The sequence below is a fragment of the Streptomyces xanthochromogenes genome (assembly GCF_014650455.1).
Taxonomy (GTDB): Bacteria; Actinomycetota; Actinomycetes; order Streptomycetales; family Streptomycetaceae; genus Streptomyces; species Streptomyces xanthochromogenes.
Genome location: NZ_BMUZ01000006.1, coordinates 253,901 through 279,496 on the forward strand (window position 1 = coordinate 253,901; position 25,596 = coordinate 279,496).

Consider the following 25,596-nt stretch of genomic DNA (forward strand, 5'->3'; position numbering starts at 1 on the left):
ATCCCCGGGACGGCACCGACCGCGGTGGCGGGAGGGGCGGGGCACATCCCCCAGAAACGCGAAAAACCCCAGATCAACTGGGGTTTCTGCTGGTGTCCGAGGGGGGACTTGAACCCCCACGCCCGATAAAGGGCACTAGCACCTCAAGCTAGCGCGTCTGCCATTCCGCCACCCGGACAAGGTGTCTGTCTTCGCGGTGTGTTCCCCGCGGCGACATAGAGAACTCTACCAGGGGTTCGAGGTGCTGTTCACCCGCATATTGCGTGGTCAGGGGAGCGTCAGACCCCCCTCTCCGCGGCCCAGTCGTCGTTGGCCTGCCAGGCGTACAGCGTGTTTCCCTCCATGTACGCGTAGTACAGGCCGCAGCGCGCCTCCGCGCGCCGCTCGGCGTTCTTCGGGAACCAGGTGGACCTGATGGCCGGGGGGCGCGGGGTCGTGTCCGGCTTGTGGGGCTTGCAGCCGGCAGGGAAGGCCCGCGAGGGCAGGGCGGCCTTGATGAGGCGGTCGCCGCCGGTGGTTTTCATCGCGTACTCGATGCGCCTCGCCTCGTCGGGCAGCCAGCGGGGCACCGAGATGCGGTCGCCCTTCGCCTCCTTGCCCGAGCGGTAGGAGGCGGCCTCGTCGTGGCGGTTCTGGTACCAGTCCTTCGCGGCCGGTACGGCGACGAAGGCCGCGAAGCCCAGGGCCACCAGGACCGAGACCGCGGTGACGGCGATGGTCCGGGGCCGGCGGGGGGTGCGCTTCGGAGGCATGGCAATCGCTCCTGGTTCGGCTCGGGCTGGATGGGGGCCTGCTTGGTTTCCTTCCATTCTTCTGACGCGGATGTACAGATTCGTACTCCGTGAGGACCAATGTGTGTACGACTGTGGGACCACTCGGTGGCGTGGCGGCCTCAGCACTGAGGCGCAGGCCTAGCCTCGCCGGGTGAGCAAGGGCAAGGACAAGGACAGAGGCAGCGGATACCGGCGGCCGCGTGCGCTCTCGCCGCTGCGGGAGCACCTGCGCGACACCTTCTGGTTCGCGCCCACCGCCGCCATGGTGCTGATCCTCCTGCTGTGGACCGGCGCGTCCGAACTCGACGCGGCCCTCGTCCGGCTGCTCCAGGAGCACCGGAACTTCGCCGAGATCGACGAGCTCATCAGAATCGTCAATGACATCAAGCCCGTGGTCAGCACGGTCAGCTCGGCGATGATGACGTTCATCGGTGTGGTGTTCAGCATCTCCCTGGTCGCCGTGCAGATGGCGAGCGGCCAGTTCACCCCGCGCGTGGTGCGGATCTTCGTGCGGTCCCGCATCACCAAGCTGACCTTCGCGGTCTTCCTGGCCACGTTCACGCTGTCGCTGCTCGTCCTCACCTCCTTCGAGAGCGAGGCCGAGGCGCGGCGCGTGACCACCGTGCCCTTCGTGCAGAGCGTCCTCACGCTGTTCATGGTCGCGCTGAGCCTGTTCCTGTTCATCGCCTACGTGAACTCGACGCTGCGGCTCATGCGGGTCGGGCACGTCGTCGACCGGATCACCGGGGAGTGTCTGCGGGTCCTGGACAGGATGCCGCGGGGTGCTTTCGACGAGGCGGTGGTGGGCCCGGAGATCGGGCGGGTCGGGTACGCCGGGCAGGCCGGGGTGCTGCGGGACGTCAACATCGCCCGCCTCGTACGTGCCGCCAGGGGGCAGGGCGTCGTGCTGCGGCTACTGCCCCGCATCGGGGACTTCGTGGTGCCGGGCACACCCCTGCTCTCGGTGCACGGCAGCGAACAGGGCAGGGAGCCCGCGCGGGGGGCGCTGCGCTACACGGTGATGGTCGGGGTGGAGCGCACGTTCCACCAGGACCTGGCGTTCGGGCTTCGGCAGCTGTGCGACATCGCTCTGCGGGCGCTGTCCCGCGCCATCAACGACCCGACCACCGCCGTCCTGTGCCTCGACCGGATCGTCCAGCTGCTCACGGTGCTGGCGAACCGGCCGCTGGGCGCCGTGGGCCATCCGGACGGCAAGGGCGAGATCCGGCTGGTGCAGGACGTGCCGGGCTGGGCGGACCTCGTCGATCTCGCCTTCGCCGAGATCCGGATCTGCGCGGTCGGCAGCCCGCAGGTGACCCGGCGCATCATGGCGGGGTTCGACGATCTGCTCCGGATCGCGCCCGAGGAGCGGCGCCAACCGCTGCTGCGGCAAAGGGAGTTGCTCGTTCGGTCCGTCGCGCTCGCGGTCCCGGAGGCGGAGCGCGCCTTCGCGCTGGAACCGGACCGGCAGGGCATCGGGTGAGATGGCCGTGCCGGTCCGACGTCGTGGGACCCGGCGTTACGGGATCAGCTGGTGCGCCGGGAAGTTGCCCGGGGCGCGCTCGCCGGCCGGGCCCTCGGTGACGGCCCGTACGAGGAGTTCGCCGCCGACGAACGCGCCGTGCCACGAGGCGCCGAAGCCGCCGAAGAGCTCCTCGCGGTCACCGCGCGAGCGGGGTTTGCCGCGGCCCACCTTGAACGCCCTGATGTGCGGGGCGAGCCGGTCGTACGTCGCCGGGTCGTCGGTCGACAGGGTGGCGACCAGGGCGCCGTTGGAGGCGTTCATCGCGGCGAGCAGCTCCGCCTCCGTGTCGACCAGGACGATCGTGTCGACCGGGCCGAACGGTTCCGCGTGGAAGAGGGGCGAGGACGGCGGCGGGTTCAGGAGGGTGACCGGCGGCAGATAGGCGCCGGTGTCCTGTCCGGGCAGAAAACGGCCGTCGGCGAGGCTCCCGCGGTGCAGCGGGACGGCGCCCCGGTCGATCGCCTCGGCCACTTGATCGCCGAGTTCCTTGGCCTTCGCCGCGTTGATGAGCGGCCCGAAGTCCAGTGCGGGCAGGGCGTCTTCGGGGTGCTCGACGGCCAGCGGATGGCCGGTGCGCACCGACCGCACGGCCGGCAGGTAGGCGGCGAGGAACCGGTCGAAGAGGGCACGCTGGACCACGAACCGGGGGTAGGCGGTGCAGCGCTGCTTGCCGTAGTCGAAGAGCCTCGGAACGACGGCCGCGAGGGCGTCCCAGTCGCTGAAGTTCCAGATGCCCCAGGTGTTGAGGCCCTCCTGTTCCAGGATGTGCCGCTTGCCGAGGTCGGCCACGGCCGTGGCGATACGGGCGCCCGTGTCGCGCCCGCCGACGAACGAGACGCAGCCGATCTCCGGGGAGCGGACCAGGGCTTCGGACAGCTCGCCCCCGCTGCCGCTGACCAGGGTGATCGGGATGCCCTCGCGTACGGCGAGGGCCGCGGCCAGGGTGAGGCAGGCGACGCCGCCGTCGGTGGGGGTCTTCGCGATCACGGCGTTGCCGGCGAGGGCCTGCACCAGCATCGCGTGGACCAGGACCGACATCGGGTAGTTCCAGCTCGCGATGTTGGACACCGGGCCGGGCAGCGGGGTGCGTCCGTCCAGCATCGTGTCGATGGTGTCGACGTACCAGCGCACACCGTCGATGGCCCGGTCCACGTCCGCCCGGGCGAGGCGCCAGGGCTTTCCTATCTCCCAGACGAGGAGGAGGGCGAGCAGGTCGCGGTGTTCGGTCAGGGCGTCGAGGGCGGCGCCCACCCGGGCCCGGCGTTCGGGGAGCGGGACGTGGCGCCATGCGCGGTGCTGGTCGAGCGAGGCTCGTACGGCCTGCGCGGCGGCCGGGCCGTCGAGTCGGGGCGGGCCCGCGATGGGGGTGGCGTCGACGGGGCTGATGGCCGGGAGGACGCGGCCGTCGGCGTGCCACCGGCCCGCCCAGAGGTTCAGGACACGGTCGTCCCGGAAGGCCTCCGGCGCGGCGGCCCGGCTGCGCCGCCAGGCGTCGGACCAGGCGGTGCCGGGCTTGAGGGTCGGGCGGGCGCTCAGACCGGTGGGGCTGGGGGTGGGACCGGGTGCCATGAGGGACTCCGCTCTCGGTGCGACGGCTGTCGGGGCGGGGGTGCGATGGCTTGTGTTACCGGACGGTAGCGAGGCGGGGCGGGGTTGGGTACGCACACGGCGTGAAGGTGAGTGACGTCACGTGATGGGGCGCGGCGAGGGGCCAGCGCCCGCGGCGAGGCCTGTTCCCCGCCTCATCCCACCCCGCCCCCCCTTACCCCTCCCCCTCCCCTTCCCCCTCCCCTTCCCCTTCCCCCTCCCCTTCCCCTTCCCCTTCCCCTTCCGAAGGACGGTTCTTTCGACGCCAAGGGGTCGCCCGTGGGCGGCAGTTCCGCATCCGGTGAACCGCGGCACGCGGCGGGTGTCGGGTACCGCAAAGTGACGGACGGCAAGGGGCGCGGGTACCGCTTCGGCGAGAGCGGCCGCGATCTGCTCGGCCACAGCAGCACGTAGATGGTGGACCCGCCATGGGGCCCGGCGCGGCCCGTGCGGTCAGGTGCGGCCCAGTGCGGTCAGGTGCGGTCGGATCGCTCGTGGACGGTGGTGCGCGTGTGCTCGGCGTGGGCGCGCATGACCTCCACGGCCCGCCCTTCGTCACGCGCCGAGATCGCGGCAACCAGCTCCCGGTGCTCGATCCAGGACTGCTTCCCGCGTCGGCCGACGACCGGCGCGCAGTACCACCGCACCCGCCGGTCGACCTGGCCCGCCAGCTCGGCGAGCACCACGTTTCCTGCCAGCTCCATGACCTTGGCACGGAACGCGGCGTCGGCCGCCGCCGCGAGGTCCACGTCGTCGTCCGCGACGGCCTGCTCGCCCTGGGCGCACAGCCTCTCCAGGGCGGCGATCCCAGCCGAACCGGAGTTGGCCGCAGCAAGCCGGGCCGCCTCGGCCTCCAGGAGGCTGCACACCGAGAGCAGCTGGTCGGCCTCCTCCTCGGTGGGCTCGTGCACGAACGCGCCCTGCGCGGGACGCAGATCGACCCAGCCATCGGTGCTGAGTCGCTGGAGCGCCTCGCGCACCGGCTGCCGGGAGACCCCGAGCCGGCCGGCGAGCTCACTCTCGACCAGGTGCTGGCCGGGGCGCAGGGTTCGGGTGGCGATCAGTTCGAGGAGGGCGTCGTGGACGCGCTCGCGCAGCGGCCCCGGGCCGCTCCAGCTTGGGCACGGTCCCCTGCGGCAGTCCTGCGGACGACATCGCTTCCCCCTCTGGCACCACGGGTGTAGAGCCGGTCGAGCGAATTGAATATCGTCCACCTTCTACCGACGCAATCCCGCAGCACACGCTCGACCGGATTCGGTTGCACAGGTTCGTGGTTCCTTCTTCGAGTGCCGATGACTGTCGACCGGTCCCGCGGACCTGTCCAACGCCATGCCCCTGCGGCGGAACTCGGCAGACCCGCCGGACGTCCTTCGGAGCATGTCTTCCACTCTGATTCTCGGCATCGATCCGCACTCCGTGCCCGGCATGGACGGTGACGGAGTGCGCGCCGCCCTCGACAGGGAACTGGCCCGGTTCGCCGAGCACGGCATCGAGGCGTCCATGACGCTGATCACGCTGGACGAAACGGCCGAGTCCACGGTGGTGGCGGCGCTCACCGAGCGCGCCTGGGACGTTGTCGTCATCGGCGGCGGCATCCGCAAGCCCGAGCCTCTGCTCGTCTTCTTCGAGTTGGTGGTGAACCTGGTCCGCCGGCACGCTCCGGGGGCCGCGATCGCATTCAACACCAGCGGGGGCGACAGCGTAGAGGCTGCCCGGCGCCGGCTCTGACGGGCGGACGCGGTGGTTGCCCTTCCCCGCACGGGGGCCGTCGCGAGGGCGTTGTCAGTGGCCCGTGCGACAGTGGGCCACATGCTCGCGATCACGGTGGACACGGAGAACGGCCGACGGCACAACGGGGTCACGGCCGGTCAACTGGCCGCTCTGGTGCGCCGGATAGGGGCGGACGGCGACAGGTTCCTGGTGCTCCAGCGGATACCGGACCTGCCGGACGTGTTCCTGCAGGTGTGGCACGAGAGCGAGGAAATGGGTGCGGGCGAGGGTGTGGGTGCGGGTACGGATGCAGGTGCGGGCGAGGGCTTGAGCGAAGGCTCGGGCTCCAACTCCAGCCCCGGCTCGGGCTCGGGCTCCAGCCCCGGCTCGGGCTCGGGCTCGGGCTCCAGCCCCGGCTCGGGCTCGGGCTCCAGCCCCGGCTCGGGCTCCGGCTCCGGCCCCGGCCCCGGCCCCGGCCCCGGCCCCGGCCCCGGCGGCTACATGCTGGAGTACCGCGACGGCGCGTACGACCGGCACTTCCGGGCGACGCTCGGCTCGCCGGACCCGGTGATCGCCGCCATGACGGCTTGGGCGCGCGCCGACGAGACCTGGAAGGCAGAGCTCCAGTGGGAGCGGCTGGAGTTCGAACCCCCGGCGCCCGTACCCGAGTTGGACCTCACGGACGAGGACCGGGGACTGCTCGAAGCACGCGTCCGTGAGGTGATCGCGGGCGGCTATGCGACACGGGCGGAGCTCGCGGAGCTGGCCGAGGACTATCTCGTGTCGGGCGGAGTCCACCCCATTTCACTCGCACAGGCCCGGCAATTGGTGGACCGCATATGGCTGGAGCGCGTGGCCGAACAGGCCACCTGGCAGGGCGAGACCGATCCCGAGCGGCTCACCCGGGCCTTCACCGCGCTGGAGGCGGCGGGCATCACGGCCCGGGAGAACTTCAGCTGCTGCCGTTCCTGCGGCCAGTCGGAGATCGGCGCGGCAGGATCGCCGGAGGCTCGCGGCTTCGTGTACTTCCACTCCCAGAGCACGGATGCGGCCGCCTCGGGCCACGGACTGACCCTGCACTACGGCGGGTTCGACGGCCTGCCGGGGACCACCGCGTCCGTGGGCCGCGAGGTGGTGGCCGCACTGGAGCGTTCCGGCCTGCCAGTGGAGTGGAACGGCGATCCCGGACGCGCCCTCGACATCACACGGCTCGACTGGCGCAAGCGCCTAACCGGTTGAGTGCAGCCGGGCGGCCGGGAGCTTCGACCGGTCTGTCCGACCGTTCGCTGGGCAGCCGGGGCCGATCGGCTAGCCCGAGGGTTCACGCGGGTTGGCACAGGGCGTGGTCGATGAGGTCGCGCACCGCGGCTTCCTGTCGGGCCGAGGTCCCCGGATCGGCCGACCGGCTGTGCGCGGCGACGGTGATCGTCCGTCGCCCGTCCATGGTGGTCGCCGCCTGGACGTCGTAGCCGAAACCGTTGCCTCCGTGGCCGAGGTAACCCCCGCCACAGGAAAGGGGGTTGAAGAAGAGCCCGAGGCCGTCCCGGGTTCCCTTCGGGTGGCCGCTGTCGTCCGGCATCGCCACCGTGGTGCGCATGGCGGCGAGTTCGGCCGGTTTCAACAGCCGGCCGCTCGCCAACGCGGCGAAGAAGCGGTTGAGATCGCGGGCCGTGCCGGTCATGGAGCCGTCGGCCCCGCTGTCGAAGGGCCGGTAGGGGATCGTGGTGTCGACCATCGGACCGTTCACGGTGAACTGCTGGTAGTTGGCCGCGTGCGGATACGGGAGAAGGGGATCGGTGCCGGGGGTGTCGGTGCCCCGCAGGCCGAGCGGGCGCAGGATGCGGTCGTGGACCTGCTGCTCCCAGGTGCGGCCGGTGACCTTCTCGACGATCATCGCGGCGAGTACGTAATTCGTGTTGGAGTAGGCCCAGCGGGTGCCCGCCGGAAAGGCGGGCGCGTGACGCATGGCCAGGCGCACCAGGTCCTCGGGCCGATAGGTACGCCACCGGTTGGCGAAGTAGGCCCGCGCGGTGGGTTCCGGCAGGACATCGGAGACGTATTCGGGCAGGCCACTCGTGTGCCGCAGCAGGTCGCGGACGGTGATGGTCCGGCCGTCGTTGCCGGCACCGGACACGACCCCGGGCAACAAGTCCTCCACCCGTTGGCCGAGGGAGATCCGCCGCTCGCCCACGAGTTGGAGCACGACGGTGGCGACGAACGTCTTGGTGGTACTGCCCAGACGCAGATAACCGTCCGCGGGGACCGGGCGGCCGGTGGCCGAATCCCCCACCCCGGAACGGGCGGTGACCGTCCCGCCCGGCGTGTCCAGGCGCACCTCCACCCCGGTGACCCCCGCGTCCCGCACCGCGTCGGCATCGCGCTGCAGGGACCACCCGGGACCGCTCGGGACCGGCGCGGCCGAAGCCGCGACGCAGGGCAGGCAGGACAGGGCCAGGCCGAGCGCCCCGGCCGACAACCACACACGACGAAAGATCATGTCGCGAGCCTAGGAACGGCACGGTCCCCCATCCATCCGGCCTCCTCCCCCTCTTGAAGGGGGGCCACCCGGATGGACACCGCGACGGGGGCCACTGGGATGGACACTGTGTCGTGGAGCCTTGCGGATTCCCCGCCCGACGGTGCGGCGGCGGTCGCCGGCCCGGTCGGGCCCGGACCCCGCGCGGCGCGTCACGGGCAGCGCACGACCTGCCCCGCGTACGACAGGTTGCCGCCGAAGCCGAAGAGGAGGACCGGGTCGCCGGTGGCGATCTCGCCGCGCTCCACCAGCTTGGACAGGGCCATCGGAATGCTGGCCGCCGAGGTGTTGCCGGATTCGACGACATCGCGGGCGATGACCGCGTTGACGGCACCGATCTTGCGTGCGACGGGCTCGATGATCCGCAGGTTGGCCTGGTGGAGCACCACCGCGGCGAGGTCCTCGGGGGTGAGCCCCGCTCGCTCGCACACCTGACGGGCGATGGGCGGCAGTTGGGTGGTGGCCCAGCGGTAGACGGACTGGCCCTCCTGTGCGAACACCGGCGGGGTGCCCTCGATGCGCACCGCGTGCCCCATCTCCGGCACCGAACCCCACAGCACCGGCCCGATCAGCGCTTCCTCGCTCGCCTCGACCACCGCCGCGCCCGCGCCGTCGCCGACCAGGACGCAGGTGCTGCGGTCGGTCCAGTCGGTCACCGCCGTCATCTTGTCCGCACCGATGACGAGGGCCCGCCTGGCGGTTCCGGTCCGCACCAGGCTGTCGGCGGTGGCGAGGGCGTGGGTGAAACCGGCGCAGACCACGTTGAGGTCCAGGACGGCGGGCGAGCCCATGCCGAGACGGGTGGCGACCCGGGCCGCCGTGTTCGGGGAGCGGTCGACGGCGGTGGAGGTGGCGACCAGGACCAGATCGATGTCGGCGGGAGTCAGCCCCGCGGCGGCCAGCGCCTTCGCCCCCGCGTGCGCGGCGAGTTCGTCCACGGGTTCGTCGGGCCCCGCGACGTGCCGGGTGCGGATGCCGACCCGGCTGCTGATCCATTCGTCGCTGGTGTCGACCAGCTCGGCGAGGTCCTCATTGGTGAGCACCTTGGCGGGCTGGTAGTGCCCGACTGCGACTAGACGTGAGCCTCGCATGCCGGTCATGGCGGATCCCCTCGGTACGAGCATTGACTGCTGACATCCGGAGCCATCCAGTCTTCGTGGCTACTGATGGGTACAGGGGCGCGAGATCCCACAGGATTCACTGCCGCACCTTTGGAGCCTTGTGTCAGCGTTTCGCCCGCGAGGCCCCCGCGCGAAGCGCATCGAGCGTCCTGGCCCTTTCGAGGCACAAACTGTAGACAAGTCTCCGCGGAGCGGCGGATCGCGGTGCCGCACACGTCCGCGCGTACTGCGGCGGCTGCTGCAACCTCCCCCTCCATGTGCAGGACAATGAGATCGTCGAGGTCACCTCGCGCACGACAACCCGGTGACCCACGGCAACCTCTGCATCAAGGGGCGCTTCGGCTTCCAGCACGTGCAGACGCGAGACTGACGAGCCCGACGAGTTTGACGAGAGCGATCGAGGGACTGAGGACATGGGACGGGTCACCGAACGCCGCCGCGTCATCCGCATCCGGGACGGGGTGGTGTCGGCCCGCCCGGACACCCTGGTGGCCGAGGAGCCGCTGGAGATCCGGCTGAACGGGAAGCCGCTCGCGATCACGATGCGTACGCCGGGCGACGACTTCGCGCTCGCGGCCGGGTTCCTGGTGAGCGAAGGGGTGCTCGGCGCCGCGGCCGAGCTCCGGTCCATCGTGTACTGCGCGGGGGCCACGGCGGACGGCCAGAACACCTACAACGTGGTCGACGTGCGGCTCGCGCCGGACGTAGAGGTGCCGGACATCACCCTCGAACGCAATGTGTACACGACGTCCTCGTGCGGCCTGTGCGGCAAGGCCAGCCTGGACGCCGTCCGTACGCAGGCCCGCTTCCCGATCGCCGACACTCCCCCGGTCCGGGTGGCGCCCGAACTGCTCGCGATCCTCCCCGACCGGCTCCGCGCGGCGCAGCGGGTCTTCGACCGGACCGGCGGTCTGCACGCGGCGGCGCTGTTCTCGCCGGAGGGCGAACTGCTCGACGTACGCGAGGACGTGGGCCGCCACAACGCGGTCGACAAACTCGTCGGCCGCGCGCTCCAGGACGACCGGCTCCCGCTGTCGCGCTGCATCCTCCTCGTGTCGGGCCGGGCCTCGTTCGAGCTCGCCCAGAAGGCGGTGATGGCGGGCATACCGGTCCTCGCGGCCGTCTCCGCGCCGTCCTCGCTCGCCGTCGACCTGGCCGTCGAGTCCGGCCTGACACTGGTGGGCTTCCTGCGCGGCAGCTCCATGAACGTGTACGCGGGGGACGAGCGCATCGCCCTGCACTCGGGCGTCTGACCCCGTTCCGAACGAGCGGCCCGGCCGGCGGGGAGCGCTCCCTGCGCCGGCCGGGCCTTCCCCTTGTCCGGGCCGACCGCCCGCGACCGGCCCGCTAGCGCACGCGCCTGCGGGCCTCGGCGGGGGCCGGGATCAGCTGGAGGGCGAGGGTGGCCGGGGGCTCGGCGACTCCGGGGCCGCCCTGTTCGGCCCAGGCCAGGATGTCGTCGGTGGCGTCGTCGTCGAGGACCCAGCCGATCCAGGCCGCGCGGGCCCCGCTCCGCCGGGCCGGGCCGGAGGGCTGGACCACGATCACATTCGCCTGGCCGCACGGGCCGAGACAGTCGGTGGTGCGCACGGCGATCCGTCCACCGGACTCCGCGGCCGCGGCGCGCAGCCGCTCCAGCTGGCGCGCGTGGTCGGTGCCGGGGGTCTTGCGGGCGTCCCCGCAGCAGCAGCCGCGGCAGACGACGAGGGTGCAGGGGCGTGAACCGGCCGCGGATATCGAGAACTTGGGCATGCGCTCAGCCGAACCCGACGGCGGAGGCGGCGACGACCCGGCCGAGGCGGGGGAAGTTCAGGGCGACCGCCGCCCGGTGCTCGTCCTCGGTCAGGGCTGTCATCGCGTCCTCGACGAACAGAAGCTCGTAGCCGTGGTCGCCGGCCGCACGGGCCGTGGACTCGACCCCGAGGTTGGTGGCGATGCCGCCGAACACGAGGGTGGTGACGCCGCGTTCGGCGAGCGTCTCGTGCAGACCGGTCCGGTGGAAGCCGCCGATGGTGCGCTTCACCACGACCAGGTCGCCGTCCTGGGCGAGCCCGGCGACGAGATCGCTGCCGGGCGGCTGCACGGCGACACCGGGCCGCTCCACCCGGACCAGCACCACGGCCGCGCCGGCCGCCCGGAACCGTCCCGCCAACTCCCTTGACACGTCGACCACTTGATCCCCGGAGTGCGGGACGAGCGGAAGCGCCGTGATCCGGTCCATCAGATCGACGAGGACGAGCGCGGTGTGCGCGGGGTCGAGAATGGCGGGCTCGCCTTCGATTGCGGTCATGGCCGCACCGTACCGGCCCCGATGATCTAGACCGGAGACCGGGGACCTGTTCTGGCCATGCGGGCACGGCGCGCGGGGCTCGGGGGGCGCGGGGGCGTCCCGCACCGCGGCGGGTGGCCCGGATGCGGGAGGGGTGAATTCCGTTGCCCCCGGCGCCACTTCGTCACACTCTCCCGGCACCGTCGTCGCCCGCCGTCGCAGAGGTCCGCTAGCTTCCCGTCCGTACGCCCGGAGTGCGGCCCTGCCCGTCGGAAGCCGTGTCCGCGCCCGTGTCCGTGTTCACGTCCGTGTCCACGCCCGCCTGCGCGAGTCGCTCGGGCAGCGGGTCGCGGGCGCGGCGCTTGGCGATCACCGCGCAGACCATCAGCTGCATTTGGTGGAACAGCATCAGCGGCAGCACCGCGAGCGAGGCCTGGGCGCCGAACAGGACGCTGGCCATGGGGAGCCCGGCGGCCAGGCTCTTCTTCGATCCGGCGAACTGGATCGCGATCCGGTCACCCCGGTCGAAGCCGAGCCGCTTCGCCCCGTACCAGGTCAGCGCGAGCATCGCGGCCAGCAGGACGGCCTCCACGACGAGCAGCGCGCCGAGCCTGACGACGCTCACCTGGTGCCAGATGCCGCGCACCATGCCCTCGCTGAACGCGCTGTACACCACCAGCAGGATCGAGCTCCGGTCCACATAGCCGAGCACCTTCTTGTGCCGGACGAGGAACCCGCCGACCCAGCGTCGCAGGAACTGCCCGGCCAGGAAGGGCACGAGCAGTTGCAGCACGATCTTCAGGAGCGAGTCCGCGGAGAGGCCGCCCCCGCTGTTGCCGAGCAGGCCGGCCGCGAGCAGCGGCGTGATCACGATTCCGGCGATGCTGGAGAAGGAGCCCGCGCAGATCGCGGCGGGCACGTTGCCGCGGGCGATCGAGGTGAACGCGATCGACGACTGGATCGTGGACGGCACCAGACAAAGGAAGAGCAGTCCGTTGTAGAGGTCCGGCGTCAGGACGAACGGGACGAGCCCCCGGGCCGCCAGGCCGAGCAGCGGGAACGCCACGAACGTGCAGGCCAGGACGGCGACATGGAGCCGCCAGTGACGTACCCCGTCCAGCGCCTCGCGGGTCGAGAGCCGGGCGCCGTAGAGGAAGAAGAGGAGCGCGACGGCGCCGGTCGAGGCGCCGCTCGCCACGGGGGCCGCAGCCCCGGACGCGGGCAGCAGGGCAGCGAGCCCCACCGTGCCGAGCAGCGCCAGGATGTACGGGTCGACCGGCAGCCAGGACGGCAGCTTCGGGGTGCGGCGGCTCATGTGCTCCACTTACGTGCTCGGGGTGTCTGCGTGCTTGCGATGCCTGCGGGCTCGCGTGTTCTGGACGCTTGCGTGTTCTGGACGCTTGCGTGCTCGCGATGCCTGCGTGCTTGCGTGTTCTGCATGTCTGCGTACTTGCGATGCCTGCGTGCTTGCGATGCCTGCGTGCTCTGGATGTCGGCGTGCTCGGAATATGTGGTCGGGATACGTGTGGGCGGATCATGTAGGGGCGGGTCATATGTGGGCGCGCTACGCGTACGCGGGCTCGCGATGCTCGCGCCATGGCGATGCACCACACCGTGAGCGCGCCACGGCGTACGAGCCCGGATCGTGCCCTTTCGATGGTCCTCCCCTCCTCTCCGATCGGGAATCCCGCACACCACTCTCACTGTCATCACGTTCGGCGATGGGCAGCGTTAGCGTGGGGGCATGTACGACGCCTCTCAGCTACGGACGTTCCTCGCCGTCGCGCAGACCCTGAACTTCACGCAGGCCGCGCGGCGGCTCGGGCTGCGGCAGTCGACGGTGAGCCAGCACGTGCGGCGTCTGGAGGACGCGGCCGGGCGGCTCCTGTTCAGCCGGGACACCCACAGCGTGCGGCTGACGGAGGACGGCGAGGCGATGCTGGGCTTCGCCCGGACGATCCTGGCCGCGCACGAGCGGGCCGCCAACTACTTCACCGGGACGCGGCTGCGCGGCCGGCTGCGGTTCGGCGCCTCCGAGGACTTCGTTCTGACCCGGCTGCCGGAGATCCTCCAGTCCTTCCGCCGCGACCACCCCGAGGTCGACCTGGAGCTGACGGTCGAGCTGTCCGGCACCCTGCACCGGCGGCTCGAAGCGGGCCGCCTCGACCTGGTGCTCGCCAAGCGGCGGGACGGCGACAGCCACGGAGAGCTGGTGTGGACGGACGAGCTCTGCTGGATCGGGGCACCGGGGCTGCGCCTGGACGCGGAGCGCCCCGTGCCTCTGATCCTGTTTCCGCCGCCCGGCATCACCCGGGCCCGGGCGCTCGAAGTCCTGGAGGAACACGGGCGTTCCTGGCGCATCGCCTGTACGAGCGGCAGCCTGAGCGGCCTGATCGCCGCGGCCCGGGCCGGTCTCGGCGTGATGGCCCACACCCGTGGCTTGATCCCGCCCGGTCTCGACCCGCTGCCCGCCCGGGCGGGCCTTCCGGACCTCGGCGGCGTCGACTTCGTCCTGCTGCACAATCGAAAGGGCTCGGCCGCGCAGGAGGCCGCGGGCGCGCTGGCCTCGGCGATCCTGGCAGGTGGCGACCGGCTGCACCGGGGGCGCGGGACCGGCTGACCGCCGGCCCGTTCCGCACGGTCCCGGCACCGGACACGGAACGCGGTCCGGACCAGACGCGGTGCAGCCGTGGGCCGAGGGTGACCGGAGCGTACAGATTCCGTGGAGATTGCCTTGCGCAGAGCCTGCCTTTGAGTCAGCTGAGCGCCCGAGCAGTCCCCATGTGGGCCTGTTTCGGCCGCTGACCTGTGAAGACGTCGTACGTCTCGACTTCCAGAAGACCCCTGCCACTGGACTTGCCCGTGGGGTACGGTCACCGCGCTGTGCGGAGCGCCACCGGGAGTGGCCACCCCGGAGGGAGGCAGGTCATTGCGCGAGTTCACGGTCCCACCCATGGACACGGCGCCTCAGGTCGGCGGGCTGGCGGACGCCGTCTTCGACCATGCCCTGGACGACCCGCGGCGCGTCGCCCTCTGCCGGAAGGACGGCGCGGGGCACTGGCAGGACGTGACCTCGGCGCAGTTCCGGGACCAGGTGTTCGCCCTGGCCAAGGGGCTGATCGCGGATGGAGTGCGATTCGGGGACCGGGTCGCGATCATGGCTCGCACCCGGTACGAGTGGACGCTCTTCGACTTCGCCCTGTGGACGATCGGCGCCCAGTCCGTCCCGATCTACCCGACGTCCTCCGCCGAGCAGGTCTTCTGGATGCTGCACGACTCCGAGGCCACGGCATGTTTGGTGGAACACGAGGACCACTCGATGACCATCGGTTCGGTCGTCGACCGCCTCCCCCATCTGAAACGGCTGTGGCAGCTGGACACCGGGGCGCTGGAAGGGCTGCTCGGGCTGGGCGGTTCCATCGACGACGAAGTGGTGCACCGCCACCGGCGGGCCGTGACACCGGAGTCGGTGGCGACCGTCATCTACACCTCGGGCACCACAGGCCGCCCCAAAGGGTGTGTGATCACCCACGCCAACTTCATGTTCGAGACGGACATGCTGATTTCCCGCTGGGAGCCGGTGTTCCACTCACGGCCGGGCGACGAGGCGTCCACCCTCCTCTTCCTGCCGCTGGCCCATGTGTTCGGGCGGATGGTGGAGGTCGCGGCGATCCGGGGCCGGGTGAAGCTGGGCCACCAGCCGGCCCTCTCCGCCTCCGCGCTGCTGCCCGACCTCCGGTCGTTCCGGCCGACCTTCATCCTCGCGGTCCCGTACATCTTCGAAAAGGTCTTCAACGCGGCTCGCCGCAGAGCCGAGGCCGAGGGGAAGACCGGTCCGTTCGACAAGGCCGTGGACATCGCGGTCAAGTACGCGGAGGCCGTGGAACAGAAGGCCTTCGGCGTCGGCCCCGGCCCCTCGGCGGCGCTGCGCATGCAGCACCAGTTCTTCGAGAAAACGGTGTACGGGAAGGTCCGCGAGGCGATGGGCGGACGGGTGCGGCACGCCATGTCGGGCGGCTCCAGCATGGGGCGTCGGCTCGGCCTCTTCTTCGAGGGTGCCGGTGTCACCGTCTACGAGGGCTACGGCCTGACCGAGTCGACGGCCGCCGCGACGGCCAATCCCCCGGAGCGCACCCGGTACGGCACGGTCGGACAGCCCATCCCGGGCACCACGGTCCACATCGCGGACGACGGAGAGGTGTGGGTCCACGGCGGGCAGATCTTCTCCGGCTACCTCAACGAGCCGAAGGCCACCGAGGCGGTACTGAGGGACGGCTGGCTGTCGACCGGGGACATCGGCATGCTGGACGAGGACGGCTACCTCACCATCACCGGGCGCAAGAAGGAGATCCTGGTGACCTCGGGCGGCAAGAGCGTGTCGCCGGTCGCCCTGGAGGAACGGGTGCGGGCGCATCCCCTGGTCGCCCAGTGCATCGTGGTCGGCAACGACCGCCCGTACATCGCGGCGCTGGTCACCCTCGACCAAGAGGGCATCGACCACTGGCTCGCCATGCGCGGCAAGCCGCCGCTCACTCCGTCCGAACTGGTCCGTGACCCCGATCTGGAGACCGAGGTGCGGCGCGCTGTGGTCGCCGCCAACACCCTGGTCTCGCAGGCGGAGTCGATCCGTACGTTCCGCATACTGGCCCACCAGTTCACCGAGGAACACGGCCTGCTCACCCCCTCCCTGAAGCTGAAACGCCGGGCGATCGAGGAGGCGTACGAGGTCGAGGTGGACGCGCTGTATCGGTGAGGTGTCGGGGCGGAGCCACGACACGGCCGAAGCGACCCGACCCCAACTCGCCCTGCCAGCAGGGGACTTGGGCTAGCCGTCCAGGAGGTCGTCGAGTTCGGCCTCGAAGAGCCGGGCGGGATCGAAGCCCATTCCGCTGAAGTGGCCCGCGGCCTCCAGGGACAGGACGCCGTGCAACCGGGTCCAGAACGTCACCGCCTTGTGGAGTGCGGCGGGCGGCGCGGGGTGGCCCTCGGCCCACTGCCGGTGCTCGACGATGTGGGCCGCGAACGGCGCCGGTTCGCGCCGCGGGGGCAGCGCCATGCAGGCGTCCAGGAGCATGCGCATGATCTCGTCGGCGATGAGGGTGGTGTCAGCGGGCGCGTGGTAGCCCGGCACAGGCGTGCCGTAGACGAGGAAGTAGCGGTTGGGGTCCTCAAGGGCCCAGCCGCGCAGGGCGTGCGCGAGCTCGGCGAGGTCGGCGGTGCGGGATGTCCCGGGCGCCGCCTTCCCCGTGGCCGACGGCTCGACGCCGGCCGCCTTCCCGGAGACTGACGGCTCGGCGCCGGCCGCCTTCCCGGAGCCCGACGGCTCGGCGCCGGGGCTCGCCGAGCCGGACTCCGCGGCCACCGCGTGCAGGGTGTCGGCCAGGCTGCGGTAGGCGTCCCGGACCAGCTCGGTGATCAACTCGTCACGTCCGGAGAAGTAGCGGTAGAGCGCCGGACCGCTGAGCCCCATCTGCTTCGCGATCGCGTTCAGCGACAGCCCGGAGGCGCCCGCCGTACCGATCTGCTCCCACGCGTGCTGCTTGATCTCCGCGCGCACCTGCGCCCGGTACCGCTCTCGCGGGGTCCCCGCACCGTCCGCTTCCGCCATGACCAGCCACCTCTCCACATCCTCACGACCACAGTCGCAAGACTTGGTTAGAGGCTATCACCAAGGTTATTGACGCACTCATCTCGGGAGTGTTAGAACTTATAACGAAGACGACAGCACATAACTAATTCGTCTCGACCGGCGCACAGCACACAACCAGCGCCGAGCGTGGCGGAACAGCGGTGTGGAACAGCGGTGTGGAACAGACAGTGACGGCAGGCCGGACGTCGACCCGTGCATGCGTGCATGCGTGCGTGGGAGTGGGTCCGGTCCCGGTCTCGGTCCTGGTTCCTGGGACAGACAGTGGAGGACATCGTGGAGACCGTGGGCAGCAGCAAGACCCAGGACGGCGTCAAGGCATCGGAGGACGACAAGGTGCTGGGCGGCCCGGGGCCGGAGACCGAAGGACTCGTCGAGGTCGTGCTTCCGGGCAAGGTCGAGCCCGAGGGGCTCCAGATCCGGCACGGCGCCGTCCCCGTCGCGGGCCGGGGCCAGGTGGTGATCCGCATGGAGGCGACCGGCGTCTCCTTCGCCGAGCAGCAGATGCGCCGCGGGCGGTATTACGACCAGCCCCCGTTCCCGTTCGTGCCGGGCTACGACGTGGTGGGCACGGTGGTGGCGACCGGCGAGGGCGTCGACGCAGCCCTCACCGGCAGCCGGGTCGCCGTGCTGCTCAAAGTAGGCGGCTGGGCGAGTCACGTACGCGTCGACGCGGCTGATGTGGTGCGGGTACCCGAGGGCGTCGCGGCGGCGGAGGCGGAGACCCTCGTCGTCAACGGCATCACCGCCTGGCAGATGCTGCACCGCAAGGCCCGCGTCCGGGTGGGGAAGACCGTGGTGGTGCACGGCGCCAACGGGGGCGTCGGATCGGTCCTGGTCCAGCTCGCCCTCGCCTCGGGCGCACGGGTGATCGGCACGGCCTCCGCCCGTCACCACGACGCGCTGCGGGAACGGGGAGTCGAACCCGTCGACTACCGCGACGACGACGTCGCCGCACGCATCCGCAGCCTCGCCCCCGACGGTGTGCACGCCGTGTTCGACCACGTCGGCGGTCGCGGCATCGTCGACTCCTGGCGCCTCCTCGCCCCCGGCGGCACCCTCGTCTCCTACGGCAGCGCGTCCACCCGTGACGACTCCGGCTCCAAGCAGTGGCCGGTACTCAAGCTGCTCGGCCGGGTGTGGCTGTGGAACAGCCTGCCCAACGGGCGCCACGCCTACTTCTTCAACGTCTGGGCCGGTCGGGCCCTGGCCAAGGGCCGCTTCCGGACCCGGCTGCGCAACGACCTGACCGAGGTGTTCGCGGCTCTCCAACGCGGTGACATCACCGCCCAGATCGCCGCCCAACTCCCGCTCGGCCGCGCCGCCGAGGCGCTGCGACTTGCCGAGTCCGGCACGGTCACGGGCAAGGTCGTCCTGACGCCGTAGCCGGAGTGCCGTAGCCGGCGAGGTGTCGCACCCCCGCCGACTACGGCAGAACCTCAACCCCCGTACTGGGCAACGATTTTGGTGAAGGCGTACGGAGACTGGCTGACGCCGCTGCACGAACTTCCGGCATCCCCGCCCGAGCCGCACTGGCGGTCCCGGTTGACCGCCCAGAAGGTGAAGCGCGCCATGTGGTGCTGCTTGGCGTAGCCGAGAATGGTCTGGAAGTCGCCCGTGGTGACCGTCTCGTCGGCCTCGTCGGTCTTGCCGTTCATGGAGGAGACGCCGATGTGCCGGTAGGCGGCGTCGTCGCTGTAGCCGTAGGCGCTCTTCACCGCCGCCTTGAGGCCTTCGAGAGCGCTCACAGTGGTCGAGCCCATGCTGCCGCTGTGGCCCTGGAAGTCGAAGGGCATGATCGTCCAGCCGTCATTGGCGAGGCCCGCGGCAGCCCCCTTCTTGATGAGGTCCTTGCCGTTGCTGTCGGGCCCGCTCGTGGTGGTCCCCATGGTCACGTATGTGACGATTCCCGGGTTGTTCGTCTTGACGATCTTGAGCGCGCTCACCACCCGCTGCCGCACAGTGGCGTTGGAGAACTCGGTGTCCTCGATGTCGATGTCCAGCGCCTTGAGGTGGTACGCGTCGATCACCTTCTGGTACGCGCCCGCGAGCGCGGAGGCGCTGGAACACTTCTCGCCCAGCTTGTTGCCGCTCCAGCCGCCGACGGAGACGACCACGTCGCCGCCCGCCCCGCGAATGGATTTGATCGCGCTCTCATCCGAGCCGCCGGTCAGGGCGCGCGAGCCGTCCCACTTCGGGTTGCAGCCGCCGTCGGACAGGATGAACGCCAGCGTGAACCACTTGACGCCGGTCGCCGCCATCACATCGGTCGGCTTCTGCGGGTCGCCCCAGCCGAGGTATTCGTACGGGGCGACCGCCATCGTGCCGGCCGCGACGGGGGCAACTCCCCTGGCGGGAGCGGCACTTCCGGCAGGGGGAGCGTCGGCCGCGTCGGCCTGGGGGGCCGTGGCGAGCAGCGGCAGCAGCAGGCAGCCGAGTGCGGCCAGGGCAGGGACGAGTCGGCGCGGGGGTACGGCAGCGTTCATGAGGGGGGGTTCCTTCCACGCGAGTTGAGCGTGCGGGATCAGAGACGTCGTTCACATAAGTGATCGACGTTCAGACATCTGCCATAGAGTTGCGCCTTGTCGGGCCACGGTCAATGGTTTGGACCAAGAAGGCGGGCCCCCTTGTCGCCCGACCGCGGCGGGCGACAAGGGGGCCCGGACGACAGGCCAGGAGCGGCACGCCCGGCATGACGGGCGACGAGCGGCCGCGAGGCGAGAGCGGCGCGGAGTAGGAGATGGCAGCGACATGCAGCCGACTCCGAGCCGCAGGGCATGGCGACGCGCAGCCGCAGGTCAAAACGGCGTCGGCCCGCAGGTCGAGGCGGCGGGGAGTCCCTGACGGGAGCCGTGGGGAGCTCCGGATGGGAGCGGTGGGGGGCCGCGATGGGGGCGACGGAAAGCCGCGGCTCGGCCGCACCACGCGGCTCGAATCGGACGGCGCGTCGGGAATGCGACGCTCCGCTCGTTCGTTGTCGAGGAGAGTACCAACCGACGACGTAAGGATCGACCGCTCGTGAGCAAGGTCCCCTCCATCACCCTCAACAACGGCGTCGAGATGCCGCAGCTCGGTTTCGGCGTCTGGCAGGTGCCGGACGACGAAGCCGCGAAGGCGGTCGCCACGGCCATCGAGTCCGGGTACCGGAGCATCGACACCGCCGCGATCTACGAGAACGAGACGGGCACCGGCAAGGCCGTCGCCTCCTCCGGGGTAGCCCGTGAGGAGCTCTTCATCACGACGAAGCTCTGGAACTCGGAGCAGGGGTACGAGTCGACCCTGCGCGCCTTCGACGCCTCGCTCGACAAGCTGGGCCTCGACTACGTCGACCTGTACCTGATCCACTGGCCGGTGCCGGCGAAGGACGCGTACGTCGACACGTACAAGGCCTTCGAGAAGATCCTCGCGGACGGCCGCGCCCGCTCCATCGGCGTCTCCAACTTCCAGCCGGAGCACCTGGACCGGCTGCTCGGCGAGACCTCGGTGGTCCCCGCCGTCAACCAGATCGAGCTCCACCCCCAGCTCGCGCAGGCGGAGTCCCGAGCCCTGCACGCCAAGCACTCCATCGCGACCGAGGCCTGGTCGCCGCTCGGTCAGGGCCGTGGCCTCCTGGAGGTTCCGACCGTGGTCGCGATCGCCCGGAAGCACGACCGCACCCCCGCCCAGGTCGTGCTGCGCTGGCACCTCCAGATCGGCAACGTCGTAATCCCGAAGTCCGTGACGCCGTCGCGCATCAAGGAGAACATCGACGTCTTCGGCTTCGAGCTCGACGCGGACGACCTGGCGGCGCTGGCCGCGCTCGACGAGGGCAAGCGTCTGGGGCCCAACCCGGCCGAGTTCAACCTCGGCGCCTGAGCATCTGCTCCTGGCACCTGCCCCGGCCCCTGCCTTCGAGCAGGCGCCCAGCACACCCGCGCTGACCAGCGCGGCAAAGAAGGGGCGTCGCCCGACTCCGGTCGCGCGGCGCCCCTTTTGCCACTTTCCAGGCCGGTTCTTCATCAGCTGCCAACCCGGCCCTTTTGTCGGTTTCCGACTTTGGTTGGTCAGCTCCCAACCAAGAATGTTCATTCAAGTGCACCATCCAGGCAAAGCGTTCGACATCAAGCGCTAAATGCTCTTGTCCTGCCCATGACCTTCCCGATGGGATCGCGAAGACCGCCCCGCGCGGCTTCACCCCCACTCAGGGAGCTTTCATGCGCATAGCCCGCCCCCGGACTCGTACCGCAGCAGCGACAGTCGGGGCCACCGCCCTTGCCGCCGCCGCGGTGATAGCCACCCCGCTGTCCGGGTCCGCCACCGCCGCGCCTGCCGTCCCGCAGGTAAAGCCCGTTCCGGCCATCGCCGGGCACCTGCTCGCCCACTCGACCAGCGGCCCGCTCAGCACCGAGCAGTGCCAGGCCAAGTGGAAGATCGCCTGCTACGGCCCCCTGCAGTACCGCCAGGCGTACAACCTGAACCCGCTCTACAAGGCGGGCATCACCGGCAAGGGCCGGACGATCGTGATCGTGGACTCCTTCGGCTCGCCGACGATCCAGCACGACCTGGACGTGTACAGCAAGGCGTACGGCATTCCCAGCGGCAAGGTCGACGTGGTCAAGTGGGGCAACGTTCCCAAGTGGGACCCGAAGAACAAGGACATGACCGGCTGGGCCGGTGAGTCCACCCTCGACGTCGAGATGGCGCACGCCGTGGCCCCGGAGGCGAAGATCGTCCTGGTGGAGACCGCCGTCGCGGAGACCGAGGGCGTCACCGGTCTGCCCGAGATGATGGACGCGGAGAAGCACCTCATCGACCGCGGCATCGGCGACGTCATCACGCAGAGCTTCGGCGCCACGGAGAACACGTTCCCCGGCTTCGACAAGGGCGACTTCTCCAGCATCAGGAAGTTGCGGTACGCGTTCAAGGACGCGGCCGACCACGGGGTGACCGTGCTCGCCTCCTCGGGTGACGGCGGCGCCACCGACAACACCGCGGACGGCAGCGGCTACTACAAGGAGCGCGTCAACTCCTGGCCCTCCTCCGACCCGCTGGTCACCTCCATCGGCGGCACCCAGCTGCACCTCGACGACAAGGGCAACCGCCTCAGCCCCGAGAGCGTGTACAACGACAACGGCTCGGGCGGCGGCGGTCAGTCGCACGTCTTCGAGCGACCCTCCTACCAGAACGGCGTACGGGCGGCCGTCGGCAACCGGCGCGGCACCCCGGACATCTCGATGTCCGCCGCGGTCAACGGCGGCGCCTGGGTGTACTCCAGCTACGACCCGACCGCCGTGGGCTGGGACGTGTCCGGCGGAACGAGTGAGGCCAGCCCGCTCTTCTCGGGCATCGTGGCCTTGGCCGACCAGGCCGCCGGGCACCGCCTGGGGAACATCAACGACGCGCTGTACTCCCTCTACAAGAACGAGGGGTACAAGCCGGGCTCCGGCCTCGTCGACGTCAAGGACGGCACGAACAACAGCTACGCCGGCGTCACCGGCTACACCGCTGTGAAGGGCTACGACATGGCGACCGGCGTCGGCACCATCGACGCGGCCCGCTTCGTGCCCGCGCTGGCCCGCGAGAGCCGCCACCACCACTGACGGCCCCGTGCCCACGCGCCCCGCAGGTGACGCCGCCGCCCCGACCACTGGGCGGCGGCGTCCTGCGCGTCTGCGAGTGGACCACCCAACTGGCCCTCGGATTATGGTCGTTGATCGCCACCGTCTTGTGTGCGCCGACCTGACACGCTCCCCTGGGAACAACTGTGAAGATCGAGGGAAGAGGCATACGAAGGTGAGTCGGGCGAGCGATGGCCCCAGCCGACGGGCCGTTCTGTTGGGCCTTGCGCTGGCCACACCGGTGGTGGCGGCGGGCTGCGGCGGAAGCACCAACAAGCAGTCCGCGTCGGCATCGACGGCCGGTCCACCGCCGGACTCGGGACGGGACGCCACCATCATGATCATCCGGCACGGCGAGAAGCCCAGCTCCGGCGATCCGGGCTTCGACGAGACCGGGAAGCAGGACAAGAAGTCCCTGACCCGACAGGGTTGGGAGCGCTCTCACGCACTACCTCGACTTTTCGCCCGCACGGCCAACACGGCGGGTTCCGCGGGTTCGGCGGCCGCAGGTTCGGCGAGTTCGGCGGATTCCGCGGGTTCCGCGCGATCGGCCAGCACGGCGGGCTCAGCGGGCCTCCCCCGACCCTCGGCCCTCTACGCCGCGGCGGATCAGGGCCCACACGCCGGCGCCCACCGGATGCGGCAGACCGTGACACCGCTCGGCGCGGCTCTGCATGTCCGGGTGAACACGGAGTTCGCCGAGGGCGAGGAGAAGGAATTGGCCGCCGCCGCTCTCGCGGCTGCCTCCCCGGTGCTCATCTGCTGGGAGCACTCCAAGATCCCGTCGATCGTCGAAGCGCTGGGAGCCGCGCAGGTTGCCGGAGTTCCAGAGGAGTGGCCCGACCGGTTCGATCTGGTGTGGGTGTTCACCCGGCGGGCCGGCACCTGGACGTTTCAGTCGGTCCCCCAGCATCTACTGCCGAGCGACGCCTGAACATCGCCGTTGCCCTGATGGCCGGGGTCGTGACGGGGCAACTCCTGTCGTCAATTCTCCATGCACTGAAGGGAGTTGCCCCAAAGCAGGCCACTCCCTGACGCGCAATGGGCGTCCCGTTCCGTGGGGGGAGGTCGAGCGGCACGGGACGCCCATCACAGGCCGGCCGGGGTCAGCCGATCTGCGCCCCGTACGCCTGGAGCGCGTCCGGAACGGGCTGGAAGAAGGTCTCTCCGCCCGAGGAGCAGTCGCCGCTCCCACCGGAGGTCAGGCCAAGGGCCGTGCCGCCGTCGAAGAGCGAACCGCCGCTGTCGCCGGGTTCGGCGCAGACGGTGGTGTCGATCAGTCCGTCGACCTGGCCCTCCTCATACGTCACGGTGGCGTTGAGGCCGGTGACCTGGCCGCCGTTGACGCCCGTGGTGGAGCCGCTGCGCTGGACCTGCTCGCCGACCGTGGCCTCGCCCGCCCCGCTGATCTGCTGCGACGAACCGTCGTACAGGTCCACGGCGCTCGGGTGATCGATGCCGCTGGTGTAGCGCACCAGGGCGTAGTCATGGCCGGGGAACGTGGAGGCCTGGGTGACACCGATCTCCGAACCGCTCTGCTGGTCCGACCAGCTGGAGACGGCGTTACCGCAGTGCCCCGCGGTCAGGAAGTACGGCTGGCCGCCCACCGTGACGTTGAAGCCGAGCGAGCAACGGGCATTGCTGCCCCAGATCGCGTCGCCGCCCGCGATGAGGGGCTGGAAGCGACCCGCCGCTCTCTTCAGGGTGACCGTGTCACCGAGGCCGCGGACCACCTTGTCGAGCCGGGCGAGCCGGTCACCCGTCACGGTACGGTCGGCCTTGACGACCATGGTGTTGCTGACGGGGTCCATTACCCATGCGGTGCCCGGTATGGAGGCTTGTGCCTTCAACTTCTGCCGTGTCGCGTCGAGTTGTGCCATCGAGTGCCTGACTGCACGAGGCTCGGCACCCGCCGCGCGAACAGCGTCGGCGGTCGCGGCGTCGACCACGTTCACCACGAGTTTCTTGGTCTTGGCATCGTAGTACGAGCCGGCCGTGCCACTTGCGAGAGTGGTGTCGATCCGGTGCGCCAGCCGGCCGGCCGATGCGGCGGTCAGCGGAGCGGCGTTCGGTGCGGGGGCGGCGTCGGCACTCTGCATGGTCAGGGTCGCGCCGAGCGCCAGGGCTCCCGCCGCGGCGGTGGCCGCGCGTCGGCCTGACATCCATCGCTGCTTCAACTCACAACCTCCTGTGGGGGGGGTTGAGCCCGGCCTCGGGTCGTACTCCGGGCCCATGTGCGCGCCGACCCGGGCGCAGCGGCCGGGATCCCCGGCACAAAGCGCGTTCATGTCAACTCGCCGGGTCGAGTATTGCCATCCATTGCTCCGTTGCGCAAGTAATGAACTCGCGCGATACGTAAGGGGGTTGACGCCACTTGAGCGCAAGCAGAGGTGTTACGCGAAGGACTGCGGGCCGTTCGTGAAGGAACCGAAGCCGTTCGTAAGGGGGTTGAAACGCCCCTCCGTCGGGGGTGGCCGCGCCGCCAACGGCTTGCGACAACCGACGACGGCCGCGGTTCAGGCCCCGCAGATCTCCCCTCCATGTCCCGACAGCCGGCCACATGAAATCCACGGCGCGTACGAAGCACCCGGCACACCGGCACATTCGGCACCCGCCCAGGTCCGGAGAGAGCGCTTCCGGCCCGCACTACCTGCGCGAGCGCTTTCAGCGCGCCGCATCAAGCCGCGGCGAAGAGAGCGCTTCCGGCGCACGCGAGGTGTGAGAGCGCTCCCAACCGCGCGGGGCGTGTGAGCGCTTTCTACGCACGCCAGGTGTGAGAGCGCTCCGAACCGCGCCGCGTGTGTGAGCGCTTCCGACAGGCGCAGCGTGTG

21 protein-coding genes, 1 tRNA gene and 2 pseudogenes are annotated in these 25,596 nt (G+C 70.7%); 12 read left to right on the top strand and 12 right to left on the bottom strand.

Annotated features, from left to right (window positions below):
• Nucleotides 1–90: 90 nt before the first annotated feature.
• Together IE267_RS17915 and IE267_RS17920 are read right to left on the bottom strand one after the other, a co-directional pair.
• Nucleotides 91–178 (bottom strand) — tRNA-Leu (locus tag IE267_RS17915).
• A 100-nt stretch (nt 179–278) separates the two neighbouring features.
• Nucleotides 279–752 (bottom strand): hypothetical protein, encoded by a 474-nt coding sequence (locus IE267_RS17920; RefSeq protein ID WP_229861292.1) that lies wholly within the window; start codon nt 750–752, stop codon nt 279–281.
• A gap of 172 nt (nt 753–924) precedes the next feature.
• Here IE267_RS17920 and IE267_RS17925 point away from each other — a divergent pair, with 172 nt between their 5' ends.
• Entirely contained in the window at nt 925–2,256 is a 1,332-nt protein-coding gene (locus tag IE267_RS17925; protein WP_189763901.1) for a DUF2254 domain-containing protein, read from the top strand.
• 36 nt (nt 2,257–2,292) lie between these two features.
• Here the strand turns inward: IE267_RS17925 and IE267_RS17930 are convergent, their stop codons facing one another.
• Nucleotides 2,293–3,867, bottom strand: a complete 1,575-nt coding sequence (locus tag IE267_RS17930) for an aldehyde dehydrogenase family protein (RefSeq protein WP_189763902.1) — start codon at nt 3,865–3,867, stop codon at nt 2,293–2,295.
• Between the two features lie 297 nt (nt 3,868–4,164).
• Here IE267_RS17930 and IE267_RS40155 point away from each other — a divergent pair, with 297 nt between their 5' ends.
• On the top strand, nt 4,165–4,299 hold the full coding sequence (locus tag IE267_RS40155; protein ID WP_268251561.1) for a hypothetical protein: 135 nt from the start codon (nt 4,165–4,167) through the stop codon (nt 4,297–4,299).
• A 59-nt stretch (nt 4,300–4,358) separates the two neighbouring features.
• Here the strand turns inward: IE267_RS40155 and IE267_RS17935 are convergent.
• Nucleotides 4,359–5,040 (bottom strand): annotated as a pseudogene (locus IE267_RS17935) (GntR family transcriptional regulator).
• A 222-nt stretch (nt 5,041–5,262) separates the two neighbouring features.
• Between IE267_RS17935 and IE267_RS17940 the strand changes: the two are divergent.
• Entirely contained in the window at nt 5,263–5,613 is a 351-nt protein-coding gene (locus IE267_RS17940; RefSeq protein ID WP_189763903.1) for a hypothetical protein, read from the top strand.
• Between the two features lie 81 nt (nt 5,614–5,694).
• On the top strand, nt 5,695–6,834 hold the full coding sequence (locus IE267_RS17945; protein WP_189763904.1) for a DUF6891 domain-containing protein: 1,140 nt from the start codon (nt 5,695–5,697) through the stop codon (nt 6,832–6,834).
• 82 nt (nt 6,835–6,916) lie between these two features.
• Here IE267_RS17945 and IE267_RS17950 read toward each other — a convergent pair whose 3' ends face one another.
• On the bottom strand, nt 6,917–8,092 hold the full coding sequence (locus IE267_RS17950; protein WP_189763905.1) for a serine hydrolase domain-containing protein: 1,176 nt from the start codon (nt 8,090–8,092) through the stop codon (nt 6,917–6,919).
• A 191-nt stretch (nt 8,093–8,283) separates the two neighbouring features.
• Entirely contained in the window at nt 8,284–9,222 is a 939-nt protein-coding gene (locus IE267_RS17955; RefSeq protein WP_167156011.1) for a beta-ketoacyl-ACP synthase III, read from the bottom strand.
• A 245-nt stretch (nt 9,223–9,467) separates the two neighbouring features.
• Between IE267_RS17955 and IE267_RS17960 the strand changes: the two are divergent.
• Both IE267_RS17960 and fdhD read left to right on the top strand, forming a co-directional pair.
• Nucleotides 9,468–9,622, top strand: a pseudogene (locus IE267_RS17960) (2Fe-2S iron-sulfur cluster-binding protein); the annotation flags it as partial.
• A gap of 43 nt (nt 9,623–9,665) precedes the next feature.
• A complete protein-coding gene (fdhD, locus tag IE267_RS17965; protein ID WP_167152484.1) occupies nt 9,666–10,505 on the top strand; it encodes a formate dehydrogenase accessory sulfurtransferase FdhD in 840 nt (279 codons plus the stop codon).
• A 94-nt stretch (nt 10,506–10,599) separates the two neighbouring features.
• Here the strand turns inward: fdhD and IE267_RS17970 are convergent, their stop codons facing one another.
• The 3 genes from IE267_RS17970 to IE267_RS17980 form a co-directional block, all read right to left on the bottom strand.
• Nucleotides 10,600–11,004, bottom strand: coding sequence for a (2Fe-2S) ferredoxin domain-containing protein (locus IE267_RS17970; protein ID WP_167152486.1), 405 nt, complete (start codon nt 11,002–11,004; stop codon nt 10,600–10,602).
• A gap of 4 nt (nt 11,005–11,008) precedes the next feature.
• Nucleotides 11,009–11,542, bottom strand: a complete 534-nt coding sequence (locus IE267_RS17975) for an isochorismatase family protein (protein ID WP_189763906.1) — start codon at nt 11,540–11,542, stop codon at nt 11,009–11,011.
• 208 nt (nt 11,543–11,750) lie between these two features.
• Nucleotides 11,751–12,836 (bottom strand): bile acid:sodium symporter family protein, encoded by a 1,086-nt coding sequence (locus tag IE267_RS17980; RefSeq protein ID WP_189763907.1) that lies wholly within the window; start codon nt 12,834–12,836, stop codon nt 11,751–11,753.
• Between the two features lie 429 nt (nt 12,837–13,265).
• On the opposite strand from IE267_RS17980, the gene IE267_RS17985 reads away from it, so the two are divergent.
• Nucleotides 13,266–14,141 carry a LysR substrate-binding domain-containing protein gene (locus tag IE267_RS17985; RefSeq protein WP_167152490.1) on the top strand — a complete coding sequence of 292 codons (876 nt, stop codon included), beginning with the start codon at nt 13,266–13,268 and terminating at the stop codon, nt 14,139–14,141.
• Nucleotides 14,142–14,474: 333 nt separating this feature from the next.
• Nucleotides 14,475–16,274, top strand: a complete 1,800-nt coding sequence (locus tag IE267_RS17990; protein ID WP_189763908.1) for an AMP-dependent synthetase/ligase — start codon at nt 14,475–14,477, stop codon at nt 16,272–16,274.
• A 72-nt stretch (nt 16,275–16,346) separates the two neighbouring features.
• Here IE267_RS17990 and IE267_RS17995 read toward each other — a convergent pair whose 3' ends face one another.
• A complete protein-coding gene (locus IE267_RS17995; protein ID WP_189763909.1) occupies nt 16,347–17,129 on the bottom strand; it encodes a TetR/AcrR family transcriptional regulator in 783 nt (260 codons plus the stop codon).
• A gap of 378 nt (nt 17,130–17,507) precedes the next feature.
• Here IE267_RS17995 and IE267_RS18000 point away from each other — a divergent pair, with 378 nt between their 5' ends.
• A complete protein-coding gene (locus IE267_RS18000) occupies nt 17,508–18,554 on the top strand; it encodes a medium chain dehydrogenase/reductase family protein (protein WP_229861316.1) in 1,047 nt (348 codons plus the stop codon).
• 53 nt (nt 18,555–18,607) lie between these two features.
• On the opposite strand, the gene IE267_RS18005 is transcribed toward IE267_RS18000, so the two are convergent.
• On the bottom strand, nt 18,608–19,654 hold the full coding sequence (locus tag IE267_RS18005) for a chitinase (protein WP_229861293.1): 1,047 nt from the start codon (nt 19,652–19,654) through the stop codon (nt 18,608–18,610).
• Between the two features lie 532 nt (nt 19,655–20,186).
• Between IE267_RS18005 and IE267_RS18010 the strand changes: the two genes are divergently transcribed.
• From IE267_RS18010 to IE267_RS18020, 3 genes are all read left to right on the top strand, one after another.
• Entirely contained in the window at nt 20,187–21,023 is an 837-nt protein-coding gene (locus IE267_RS18010) for an aldo/keto reductase (protein ID WP_161245246.1), read from the top strand.
• Between the two features lie 338 nt (nt 21,024–21,361).
• On the top strand, nt 21,362–22,747 hold the full coding sequence (locus IE267_RS18015) for a S53 family peptidase (protein WP_189763911.1): 1,386 nt from the start codon (nt 21,362–21,364) through the stop codon (nt 22,745–22,747).
• Nucleotides 22,748–22,982: 235 nt separating this feature from the next.
• Nucleotides 22,983–23,699: a hypothetical protein gene (locus IE267_RS18020; protein WP_189763912.1), complete on the top strand. Its 717-nt coding sequence runs from the start codon at nt 22,983–22,985 to the stop codon at nt 23,697–23,699.
• 172 nt (nt 23,700–23,871) lie between these two features.
• On the opposite strand, the gene IE267_RS18025 is transcribed toward IE267_RS18020, so the two are convergent.
• A complete protein-coding gene (locus tag IE267_RS18025) occupies nt 23,872–24,942 on the bottom strand; it encodes a S1 family peptidase (RefSeq protein ID WP_444545459.1) in 1,071 nt (356 codons plus the stop codon).
• Nucleotides 24,943–25,596: the final 654 nt, after the last annotated feature.

Coding starts and splice junctions, on each gene's coding strand:
- IE267_RS17950 (WP_189763905.1), bottom strand. CDS start 8,092: ATGATCTTTCGTCGTGTGTGGTTGTCGGCCGGGGCGCTCGGCCTGGCC.
- IE267_RS17940 (WP_189763903.1), top strand. CDS start 5,263: ATGTCTTCCACTCTGATTCTCGGCATCGATCCGCACTCCGTGCCCGGC.
- IE267_RS17985 (WP_167152490.1), top strand. CDS start 13,266: ATGTACGACGCCTCTCAGCTACGGACGTTCCTCGCCGTCGCGCAGACC.
- IE267_RS18005 (WP_229861293.1), bottom strand. CDS start 19,654: ATGAACGCTGCCGTACCCCCGCGCCGACTCGTCCCTGCCCTGGCCGCA.
- IE267_RS17995 (WP_189763909.1), bottom strand. CDS start 17,129: ATGGCGGAAGCGGACGGTGCGGGGACCCCGCGAGAGCGGTACCGGGCG.
- fdhD (WP_167152484.1), top strand. CDS start 9,666: ATGGGACGGGTCACCGAACGCCGCCGCGTCATCCGCATCCGGGACGGG.
- IE267_RS17970 (WP_167152486.1), bottom strand. CDS start 11,004: ATGCCCAAGTTCTCGATATCCGCGGCCGGTTCACGCCCCTGCACCCTC.
- IE267_RS17955 (WP_167156011.1), bottom strand. CDS start 9,222: ATGCGAGGCTCACGTCTAGTCGCAGTCGGGCACTACCAGCCCGCCAAG.
- IE267_RS17945 (WP_189763904.1), top strand. CDS start 5,695: ATGCTCGCGATCACGGTGGACACGGAGAACGGCCGACGGCACAACGGG.
- IE267_RS17980 (WP_189763907.1), bottom strand. CDS start 12,836: ATGAGCCGCCGCACCCCGAAGCTGCCGTCCTGGCTGCCGGTCGACCCG.
- IE267_RS17930 (WP_189763902.1), bottom strand. CDS start 3,867: ATGGCACCCGGTCCCACCCCCAGCCCCACCGGTCTGAGCGCCCGCCCG.
- IE267_RS17975 (WP_189763906.1), bottom strand. CDS start 11,542: ATGACCGCAATCGAAGGCGAGCCCGCCATTCTCGACCCCGCGCACACC.
- IE267_RS18015 (WP_189763911.1), top strand. CDS start 21,362: ATGCGCATAGCCCGCCCCCGGACTCGTACCGCAGCAGCGACAGTCGGG.
- IE267_RS17990 (WP_189763908.1), top strand. CDS start 14,475: ATGGACACGGCGCCTCAGGTCGGCGGGCTGGCGGACGCCGTCTTCGAC.
- IE267_RS17920 (WP_229861292.1), bottom strand. CDS start 752: ATGCCTCCGAAGCGCACCCCCCGCCGGCCCCGGACCATCGCCGTCACC.